This is a genomic window from Nostocoides vanveenii (assembly GCF_039531165.1).
In the GTDB taxonomy this organism is placed as follows: domain Bacteria; phylum Actinomycetota; class Actinomycetes; order Actinomycetales; family Dermatophilaceae; genus Nostocoides_A; species Nostocoides_A vanveenii.
Map to the genome: position 1 here is coordinate 40,950 of NZ_BAAAPN010000037.1, position 9,497 is coordinate 50,446.

Here is a 9,497-nt window from a genome sequence, read left to right on the forward strand (position 1 = left end):
CCGAGTCAGCCGGCGGGCGGCCCGTCCGGGCGCAGCATCGCCGGCTGCAAGGTCGTCGCCGGACCGCGCCGATAGAGCAACGCCGGTCGCCCGAGGCGACCGTCACCCTCGTCCCGGCCCTCGGTCGCCACCACGAAGCCAGGGGTCGAGAGCACCTTGCGACGGAAGTTGCCGAGGTCCGGTGCGGCCCCCCAGACAGCGGCATACACGCGGCGCAGGTCGGCCAAGGTGAACGGCTCGTCGGCGAACTGTGCTGCGAGCGTGGTGTATTCGATCTTCGATCGCACGCGCTCCAGGGCATCGCGCAGGATGTCGGCGTGGTCGAAGGCGAGGTCGACGCTCCCCTCCCCCGGGGCATCCGCATCCAGCCCCAGGTCCTCGACCGGCCACCATCGCGCCGCTGCCGCGTCCGAACCGGCCGTCGGGCCGCTGCGAGCCAGGCCCGGCGCGAAGGCGACGTGCGCAACGGAAACGACTCGCATCCGCGGGTCACGATCTGGCGCCGAGTAGGTGGCCAATTGCTCGAGGTGTCCCGAAAAGCGTTCCAGGCCAGTCTCTTCGGCAAGTTCCCGCCACGCCGCGCTTGCGGCGTCCTCGGCGATTCCGACGAAGCCACCCGGCAGGGCCCAGTGCCCTGCGAAGGGGTCATCCCCACGTTGGACGAGCAGCACGGCCAGGGTTCCCTCGTGGATGGTGAACACGGCGAGATCCACGGTCACCGCGAACGGCGGATAGCTCTCACCGGACCGCTTCGCCGCGCTCATCGGAGCACCTCCACGCCAGCCGCGGCCAGCTCATCGAGCGCCGCAGCACAGGACTGCGGCGCCACCCCCGCCGTCAGCGGAAGGATCACCCGTGTCTCGAAGCCGGCCCGGCGTGCGTCGAGCGCCGTGGCGCGAACGCAGTAGTCGGTCGCGATCCCGACCACGTCCACGGCTCGAATCCCTTGCGCAGCAAGAAGTTCGGCCAAGCCATCGCCGTCGGCGTCGGCGCGCCCTTCGAACATCGAGTAGGCCGGCTCGCCCATCCCTTTGCGCACCTGATGGGTCAGCCGATCCGCCAGGCCCGCCTCGGCGAACTCGGCACCCGCTGTGCCGGCGACGCAGTGCACCGGCCAGGTGCCCGCGTAGTCGGGCGCGCCGGTCAGTGCGAAATGGCCCCCATTGTCCGATCCTGGTGTGTGCCAATCTCGGGAGCCGACGATGAGGCGGTAGTCGCCGGCATACCGATCGATGTGGTCGACGATCGCAGCGGCGACGGCGCGCCCACCGGTGACGGCCAGCGATCCGCCTTCGACGAAATCGTTCTGGACGTCGACGACCAGAAGTGCTGTGGTGCTCATGCCTAGTCCTCCTCGGTTGCAGTGGTGAAAGGCGTCCCGTCGGCGACATCCCGGGCGCTCGCCGGCAAGGCCTCGACGACCGCCCGGGCATACCCGCGGATCTCGTCGAGCGCCGGGTTGTGGACGATCTCGCCGCCCCGGATCACGGGCACTTGCAGGGGCCGGGCGTCCGGGGGAACGGTGCCGTCGAGAGTGAAGCCTTCGCTCCCGTCTCCTCGCCGGTATGCCGTTTTCCGCCCGCCCGCGGATCCCTTGCCGCTCGCCTTCTTCGCCACCGGGCGAAGGGGTGCATCGGCTCCGGGGCGGTCGGCCACGGCCACGAGTTTGTAGACCATCCCCGCGGTGGGATGCCCCGATCCGGTGACAACGCGCGTGCCCACGCCGAACCCGTCGATCGGTGCCGCGCCGAGGGCGGTGATCACGTACTCGTCAAGGTCACTGGTGACGACGATGCGGGTGCCGGTGGCGCCGAGTTCGTCGAGCAACGCTCTGGCACGGCGCGACTCGATGTCGAGATCGCCGGAGTCGATGCGGATCGCGCCCAGCCCCGACCCGGCTACCTCCACCGCCGTCCGGATGCCCTGCTCGATGTCATAGGTGTCGACGAGCAAGGTGGTGCCGACGCCCAGGGCGGCCACCTGGCTGGCGAAGGCTGCGCGCTCGCTCTCGTGAGAGAGGATGAAGGCGTGGGCCACCGTGCCCACGGTCGGAATGTCGTAAAGGTGGCCACCGGCGAGATTGCTCGTACTCCCGAAGCCGGCCAGATAGGCCGCGCGGGTCGCCGCGATGGCCGACATCTCGTGCGTTCGCCGACTGCCCATCTCGATGATCGGTCGGTCGCCCGCGGCCGTGACCATGCGGGCGGCAGCGCTGGCGACGGCCGTGTCGTGATTGAGCACCGAGAGCACGAGTGTCTCGAGGAGCAGACATTCACCCAGCGGGCCCTCCGCGGTGAGCACGGGGCTCCCGGGAACGTAGATCTCGCCCTCCGGATAGGCCGTCAGGTCGCCACTGAACCGGAAGTCCGCCAGCCGGTCGGCCGCCTTGGGCGTGATCGCGCCGACCTGCAAGAGATAGCCGATCTCGTCCTCGTCGAACCCGAAGTCGGCGATCAGCGGAATCAGTCTGCCAAGCCCGGCAAGCAGGCCATAACGCCGGCCCGGCGGCAGACGACGGGCAAAGGCTTCGAAAACGCTGTGATCGTCGACGCTGCCGTCCTCGACGAAGGAGGAGTACATCGTCAACTCGTAGCGGTCGGTGAGCATCCCCGGGCTCGGCGCGTGCCACGTGCCACCCACGGCCCTTGATGAAGGCCCGCTCGGGACCGTCGATTCAGTTGCATCCACTACGGATCCCCCTCTCTGCGGCATTACAGTCATTTTGACTATAACAGGACTTCCCCCGCCGTGGGGAAGGACGGCCCGCCCATCCCGGGCCCACCCCAAGGCCCGCCCCTCAGTCGCGCACGTGCTCCGCCGACAGTGCGATCTCCTCGAACACGACCCGGCCGGCCAACCCGGACGGATACCCTTTGCGGGCCAACAGCCCCGCGAGCCGGCGCACCTGAACGGATCGGTCGAGCCCGTTCAGTCGCTTGAGCCGGGTCCGAACGAGGGCTCGCGCTCGCTCTTCCTCGACCGCATCAGGAACGGCGTCGAGGACGTCGGCGGCCGTGTCGGCAGCAACGCCTTTCGCGCGCAACTCCCGGCTCAGCATCGCCTTGGCCACGCCCCGGCTGTTCTGCTTCGAACGGACATAGAGCTCGGCATACGCCGCATCGTCGACCAGACCGACCTCGGCGAGCCGGTCCAAAACCTCGCGCGCCACTGCCGGGTCACACTCCCGCTTCGCCAGCGCGCGCGCCAGCTGGGCCCGCGTCTTGGGCGAATTCGTCAACTGGCGCAAGACAATTGCCTTCGCGACGGCGTGCGGATCCCGAGCCGCTGGTGTGCGGTCGTCGCCGGAGGGAGTGGATTCCGGCGACGACCGCGGCGGGGGGTGTGGGTTCCCGCCGGTTTGGAGCCGGGCCACCTCGGCGCGCAAGGCGTCGAGGGCGGGCCGCGACTGGCTGCTCACGACCGTCAGAATTCGACTGGCACGTCGACGACGGCCGGTGCGTCCACGCGCGGACCGATGCCGAGCTTCTCCTTGATCCGCTTCTCCAGCTCGTCGGCCAGGTCGGGGTTGTCCTTGAGGAAGTTGCGGGCGTTCTCCTTGCCCTGACCGAGCTGGTCGCCGTCGTAGGTGTACCAGGCCCCGGACTTGCGCACGAAGCCCTGGTCCACGCCCATATCGATCAAGCCGCCTTCGCGCGAGATGCCGTGGCCGTAAAGGATGTCGAACTCGGCCTGCTTGAAGGGCGGGCTGACCTTGTTCTTGACGACCTTGACCCGTGTGCGATTGCCCACTGGCTCGTTGCCGTCCTTCAGGGTCTCGATCCGACGCACGTCCAGTCGGACAGACGCATAGAACTTCAGCGCCTTGCCACCCGTGGTCGTCTCGGGGCTGTTGTGCACCATCACCCCGTCGACGAAGTAGTTGTGGGTGCCCTCGACTTCGATGTCGAATCGGTGCATCGATCGGGTCGGCGGCTTGACGTGGACATCCAAGACGCGAGCGGGCACCAGGACCTCCCGCGGCGGCACGAACTGCGGCGGCATCGCGAACTGGCCACGGAATCTCGGCAGCAGCTTGTCGTCCATCGACGGATGGACATACGGCGCCACAACTTCCATGAAGCGCGCGGAACCAGCGGTGGTCAGCACCAGATACGACTTCTGGGCTCGGCCCCGCGTCGTGACCGCGGCCTCGACTCCGAATGTGTCGCGTAGGTAGTCCGCGAGCCGAGTGCGGCTGGACGGACTCATCGCCTCGACGCAAAAGTCGATCCGACCACTACCCCCGCGCGTTCGCTCCTGCAGACCCTTACTGCGCAGGGCAACGGAGCCGTCGTCCATGAACCACACCGCAAGAGCCACCGGGGTGAGCTGCTTGAGCACCTCGTCGGTGACGTGCTTCTTGCCGTCGCCCCAATAGACGACTTCACGCAACTCGCCGAGCTCGGGCAACGGAGTGAAGTCGACGTGAACCGCGCCCGTGGACCGAACTGTCCGGGTCTGGCCGATGTTGCCGAGCTGGGCGCACTTCCAGTCGAGATACGCGACCTGCTTGGGTCCGTGCCCCATGCGGTAGCGAACGCCTGACCGTCCCCGGGTGTTGGGAGCCAAATGGCCGTTACCCAGCAGACCGCCAAGGATGACCTGCCACTGCTGGTCGGACAGACGCGCCGTCTCGCTGACCATGACCCGATCTCCTGCGATCAACTCGCCGGCCTCGCGCCAACCACCAGGCGTGCGGACCAAATGGTTCTCGGTGGCGGCGAACTGTGAGCGTCCGTTTCCTCCGGACTTGGCGACCGTGAATTGAAGGAAGCGTGCGGCTGGACCATTGTCGAACCAGTTGGTCACCGGCCTGGCAACGACGCTGTCGGTCACGGGGTCGTAGGTGCGGACCTCGACGTCCATCCGCTGGTTGACGATCTTGCCGATCTTTTCGGTGGATCCGTCGGCCAGCGTGATCCGCGTGTTGTACGACATGCAGCCGAACATCACCCCGATCTTCTCGCGCAGCTGGTTGATGAAGATCGCCGTCGTATTGGTGTTGTTCAGCGCGCCCGTGATCTTGCGCAGCGCCTGACTCATCAGGCGGGCCTGCAGGCCGACGTGCGAGTCGCCCATCTCGCCCTCGATCTCGGCGCGCGGCACGAGCGCCGCGACGGAGTCGATGACGATGATGTCGATCGCCCCAGAACGCACCAGCATGTCGGCGATCTCCAGCGCCTGCTCACCGGTGTCGGGCTGGCTGACGATCAGCGCATCGGTGTCGACACCAAGCTTCTTGGCATAGTCCGGGTCGAGCGCGTGCTCGGCGTCGATGAAGGCCGCGATCCCGCCATTGCGCTGCGCATTGGCCACCGCATGCAGCGCCACGGTTGTGTTGTGCGACAACATCCCATTGGCCAGGAAGCTGTGGGAATCGGGAACCATGAGATCGAAGGTGGGCTCCTCGCCCGCGTCCTCGACCGCGGTGATCGCTTCGTAGGTGTAGTCGGACTCAGCCAGCTCCTGCAGAATGCCGATGATGTGCTTCGCCCCCGGGGGGATCTGAGACGGGCGCCCCTGCGCCCAGGCGAGGATCTTGTCCAGGCGCCCGCGGGAACAACCCAGGTCCAGATCTGCGCGGAAAAGATCCCCCGCGATCCGATCGAACTCGCGGTCCCCGCCGATTGCGTCCCGCAGATCGGCGATCAGGCCCCGTAGGTGGGGAATGTTCTCGAACTGCGGATCACGCGGAGAGCGACGAAAGTTCGAGGCCACTTGATCCGCACGACGCCGGCTGCGGAAGCCGACGGTGTCGAGGAAGCGGTGAGCAGCGGCCGGGTTGATGAGCACGCTGTAGTAGTCGCGGTCGTAGGTGGTTTGGATAGACGCCGGAATCCCCAACCCGAACAACATCAGTTGGACCTGCCGGGCGAGCTCCACGGAGGCAGTGCCCAGACCGATCGTGGAGGTGGGGTCGATCCAGCCATCGCCTTCGAACAGGGCAGACAAGAAGGCGACCTGGGCCTTGGCGCCGGCCGTGCGAACCCGGTGCGGGATCACCTTGCCGGGCGCATTGACGTAGTCGAGCCCATACTCGTCCGCGATGCGTCGACGCAGGGCGACGTCGTGGATGACATGCTCCCGGTCCGCGTCGTGCTTGACGCGGACCCCAAACAGAGTCTCCGCGAGCCGGCTCCACTCCGCCGCTACCTCGGCATCCCAATTGGTGAAGCGGACCGCATGCCGGTTCGCCTCACCGAGCGTTCCTTCGGCAACCAGGTATCCGAGGAAAACGGCCTCGTCCTCGCTAAGACCGGCACCGCAAGCCGCTTCTTCGGCGCCGAAGAGCGCCGAGACGATGACGTCGCCGGGCACTAAGCGTCCTGCGTTGCGCCAGACGATATTGCCGCGCTCCGACATGACGCGGAAGGGGTGGTTGTGCGTCGCGGTGACGCTTCGGCCGGACCGAGTGGTGATGCGAAGTACGGGCTTGCGGTTGTTGTGCGTCAGCACGACGACAGGCTCGAGCGCTCCGCGCTCGTTGACGATTCGAACCCCGGAGTCTCGGACATCGGTGGTTCGGGATGTGCACGAGGCCGCCTGTCCGAAGCGGGCGAAGAACTCGGCAACCGTTTCCAGGCCCAGATCGGTCCAGATGTAGGTGTCCGCAGTCAGACATTTGCCGCTGCTCTCAGGTCCGTAGATCTCCACCACGCGCCCGCGCGGCAGGCCGCCGATGCCGAGGGCGACATCCAGCGAGATCGATCCGGTCGGGATCACCTCGATCGGCGCACGGACCTCGTCGCCGAGCCGCATCACCGCGCCCTTGCCGAAGTTCTTCTCGATCTGCCCCATCGCGGACTCGAGGGCCTTGCTCTTCTGGTCGGCCAACTTCTGGTCCATGTCCGGCTTCGCGGCCATGCCACACCTCTTCTTTCATCTCGTGTCGAGCGCGCCTGCCTTCGACCCCGGCCGAGTTCGGCTCGTGGGTCAGACGCTAGGCGGGACCACCGACAACCCTCCATCCCCGCCGGAAAGGCTGTGGATGATGCAGTGCGGCGTTCCCACCTGTGAACGACACTAGCCGAACACTTGTTCGACGAACAGCGACACGCCGCAGCATTGCCGAGGGTGTCTACTTGTGGCCTCACATCCGTCCACGGTCAGGCGACTACTTGGTGATGCCACCCGTCCAACCCTTCGAGAACGCCGTGCAGACGCACGGACCCACCGTGCTGCGCGTCTGCCGCGCGGTCCTGGGCGCCGGTCCGGACGCCGACGACGCATGGTCGGAGACCTTCCTCGCCGCGCTTCGCGCGTGGCCGGACCTACCGCCCGGCACCAACGTCCAGGCCTGGCTGGTGCGTGTCGCCCGCAACAAGTCCATCGACATCGTCCGCGCGACCGCCCGGCAAGCGATCCCGGCCGATGCCCTTCCTGATGCCGCGCGCTCGCACGACCCGCAGGCCACCGACGTCTGGCAGGCCGTCGCCCGGCTCCCCCAACGCCAACGCGAAGCCGTCGCCTATCACTACTTCGGCGGGCTGCCGCATACGGAAACCGCCGAAGTGACCGGCTCCTCCCCCGCCGCCGTTCGCCGGGCGGCGGCCGACGGCATCGCCGCCTTGCGCCGCACGCTGTCCACCGACGATCCGACCCCGTCCGCCCGCACTCCCGCGAAAGCCAGCCGATGAGCCCGACCCTGACGACCCTGACCGCGCCCACGGACACCGAACTGCAGAGGCTGCACGATCGCCTCGCCGCCCGCGCCGAGAGCGAGCACCTGCTCGCCGTCGCCTATCGCATGCTCGACACCCCGATCGGTTCGCTGTTGATCGCCGCCACCGAGCGCGGCCTGGTGCGGGTGGCTTTCGAGAACGAGGACACCGACGCGGTGCTCGCCGAGCTGGCCGACCACGTCAGTCCCCGCATCCTTCGCGATGCCCGCCGCCTCGACGTCGCCGCGACCGAACTCGACGAGTACTTCGCGCACGCGCGGACCACCTTCGACCTCCCGCTGGATTTCGCCCTCACCCGGGGTTTTCGCGGCGAGGTCCAGGCCGCGCTCACCGCGATCCCGTATGGCGCGACGGCCACCTACGGAGAAGTCGCCGCCCTCGTGGGCCGCCCCCGCGCGGCCCGCGCCGTGGGGTCGGCGTGCGCGACCAACCCGCTCCCGATCGTGCTGCCCTGCCACCGGGTCGTCCCGGCCGACGGGACCCTCGGCAGGTACCGCGGCTGCGCGCCGGCCAAGGCCACCCTGCTTTCCTTCGAGTCTGCCTGATCCGAAACGGGCGCGACCGGCTCGGCGGGTACCCTTGACGGGCCCGAAGCCCGCACGCCGATGATGGACGACTTTGCCGACGACCACCCATGCCGCACCCGCTGCGCCGTCGACGACCCATCAGCCCAAAGGCTTCCGGCCGGACGTCGAGGGCCTGCGCGCGATTGCGGTCGGCACCGTGCTGTGGTTTCACGCCGGCCTGAGCGGGCTGACCGGAGGCTTCGCCGGTGTCGACATCTTTTTCGTGATCTCGGGCTTCCTGATCACCGGGCAGATCACCCGTGAGGTCGAGCGCACCGGGCGGATCTCGCTGGTCGGGTTCTACGCCCGCCGCGCCAAACGACTCTTCCCCGCAGCCGCGGCGGTCCTGGTCACCACCACCTTGCTGACCTGGATCGTCCTGCCGAAGATCAGCTGGCGCGACTTCGGTTGGGATATCACCTCGGCCGCGGCCTATGTCGTCAACTGGCGCCTGGCCGCCCGGTCCGTCGACTACCTCGCGGAGGACACCACCGCCTCTCCGGTCCAGCACTTCTGGAGCCTGGCGGTGGAGGAGCAGTTCTACATCATCTGGCCGATCCTGCTGCTCCTGCTGGCACTGCTCATCCGCACCCGCCGGTTGCCGATCCGCCCGACCCTGTCCATCGGCCTCGCCGCAATCGTGATTCCCACCCTCGCCTGGTCCATCCATCTCACTGCGACCGACCCGGCCCGCGCGTATTTCGTCACCACCACCCGGTTGTGGGAGTTGGGCGTCGGCGCGCTCGTCGCCGTCGGCACGACCGTATGGGCGCGCCTGCGCCCCCCGATTGCAGCCGCCATCGCGTGGGGCGGCCTCGCTGTGATCGCGGTCGGGTTGTTCACGCAGTCCACCAGGACGCCGTGGCCGGGCTCCGCGGCCCTGATCCCCGTGCTCGGTGCGGCGGCCGTCATTCTCGGTGGCCAGAGCGCGGGCGCCCTCGGCCCGGTGCGTCTGCTCGGCGTCCGGCCGATGGTCTGGATCGGCGGCCTGTCCTATTCCCTCTATCTCTGGCACTGGCCGCTCGTCGTGGCCGCCAAACAGGCGTGGCACGGCCTGACCTGGTGGCAGGGCGTCGCGGTGGTGACGGCCAGCGTCATACCGGCGTGGTTGACGCACAAGCTGATCGAGAACCCGCTGCGCTTTCACTTAGAGATCGCGCGGATAGGTCAGGGTCGTCGGGTGGGTCGGGTGTCCCAGCGGTGGGTCGTCCAGGCTCGGCGGAGCAGGCTTCGGGTGATGATGACCGCG

At 68.0% G+C, this 9,497-nt stretch carries 6 protein-coding genes and 5 pseudogenes; 3 read left to right on the forward strand and 8 right to left on the reverse strand.

The window, feature by feature from the left end; genetic code table 11:
- Nucleotides 1-5: 5 nt before the first annotated feature.
- The 8 genes and pseudogenes from ABD209_RS07820 to ABD209_RS07855 form a co-directional block, all read right to left on the reverse strand.
- Complete coding sequence (locus tag ABD209_RS07820) at nucleotides 6-764, reverse strand: NUDIX hydrolase (RefSeq protein ID WP_344064436.1); 759 nt, start codon at nucleotides 762-764, stop codon at nucleotides 6-8.
- Nucleotides 761-1,342, reverse strand: coding sequence for an isochorismatase family protein (locus ABD209_RS07825; protein WP_324386703.1), 582 nt, complete (start codon nucleotides 1,340-1,342; stop codon nucleotides 761-763). The genes ABD209_RS07820 and ABD209_RS07825 overlap by 4 nt, the downstream gene beginning before the upstream one ends.
- A gap of 2 nt (nucleotides 1,343-1,344) precedes the next feature.
- Complete coding sequence (locus tag ABD209_RS07830; protein ID WP_344064439.1) at nucleotides 1,345-2,721, reverse strand: nicotinate phosphoribosyltransferase; 1,377 nt, start codon at nucleotides 2,719-2,721, stop codon at nucleotides 1,345-1,347.
- Between the two features lie 76 nt (nucleotides 2,722-2,797).
- Complete coding sequence (locus tag ABD209_RS07835; RefSeq protein WP_344064442.1) at nucleotides 2,798-3,418, reverse strand: regulatory protein RecX; 621 nt, start codon at nucleotides 3,416-3,418, stop codon at nucleotides 2,798-2,800.
- A gap of 5 nt (nucleotides 3,419-3,423) precedes the next feature.
- Nucleotides 3,424-3,849, reverse strand: a pseudogene (locus tag ABD209_RS07840) (recombinase RecA family protein); the annotation flags it as partial.
- A gap of 27 nt (nucleotides 3,850-3,876) precedes the next feature.
- Nucleotides 3,877-4,644 (reverse strand): annotated as a pseudogene (locus ABD209_RS07845) (intein-containing recombinase RecA); the annotation flags it as partial.
- 108 nt (nucleotides 4,645-4,752) lie between these two features.
- Nucleotides 4,753-5,346: pseudogene (locus ABD209_RS07850) on the reverse strand (intein-containing recombinase RecA); the annotation flags it as partial.
- A 51-nt stretch (nucleotides 5,347-5,397) separates the two neighbouring features.
- Nucleotides 5,398-6,864 (reverse strand): annotated as a pseudogene (locus ABD209_RS07855) (LAGLIDADG family homing endonuclease); the annotation flags it as partial.
- A 260-nt stretch (nucleotides 6,865-7,124) separates the two neighbouring features.
- Here ABD209_RS07855 and ABD209_RS07865 point away from each other — a divergent pair.
- The 3 genes and pseudogenes from ABD209_RS07865 to ABD209_RS07875 form a co-directional block, all read left to right on the forward strand.
- Nucleotides 7,125-7,637: an RNA polymerase sigma factor gene (locus ABD209_RS07865; RefSeq protein WP_344064445.1), complete on the forward strand. Its 513-nt coding sequence runs from the start codon at nucleotides 7,125-7,127 to the stop codon at nucleotides 7,635-7,637.
- Complete coding sequence (locus ABD209_RS07870; RefSeq protein ID WP_344064448.1) at nucleotides 7,634-8,227, forward strand: methylated-DNA--[protein]-cysteine S-methyltransferase; 594 nt, start codon at nucleotides 7,634-7,636, stop codon at nucleotides 8,225-8,227. Before ABD209_RS07865 ends, ABD209_RS07870 begins: the two co-directional genes overlap by 4 nt.
- Nucleotides 8,228-8,300: 73 nt before the next feature.
- Nucleotides 8,301-9,350: pseudogene (locus ABD209_RS07875) on the forward strand (acyltransferase family protein); the annotation flags it as partial.
- Nucleotides 9,351-9,497 lie beyond the last annotated feature (147 nt).

Bases quoted from the DNA above. Each gene is read 5' to 3' on its own strand.
- ABD209_RS07820 (WP_344064436.1), bottom strand. From the start codon at position 764: ATGAGCGCGGCGAAGCGGTCCGGTGAGAGCTATCCGCCGTTCGCGGTG.
- ABD209_RS07825 (WP_324386703.1), bottom strand. From the start codon at position 1,342: ATGAGCACCACAGCACTTCTGGTCGTCGACGTCCAGAACGATTTCGTC.
- ABD209_RS07830 (WP_344064439.1), bottom strand. From the start codon at position 2,721: ATGACTGTAATGCCGCAGAGAGGGGGATCCGTAGTGGATGCAACTGAA.
- ABD209_RS07865 (WP_344064445.1), top strand. From the start codon at position 7,125: ATGCCACCCGTCCAACCCTTCGAGAACGCCGTGCAGACGCACGGACCC.
- ABD209_RS07870 (WP_344064448.1), top strand. From the start codon at position 7,634: ATGAGCCCGACCCTGACGACCCTGACCGCGCCCACGGACACCGAACTG.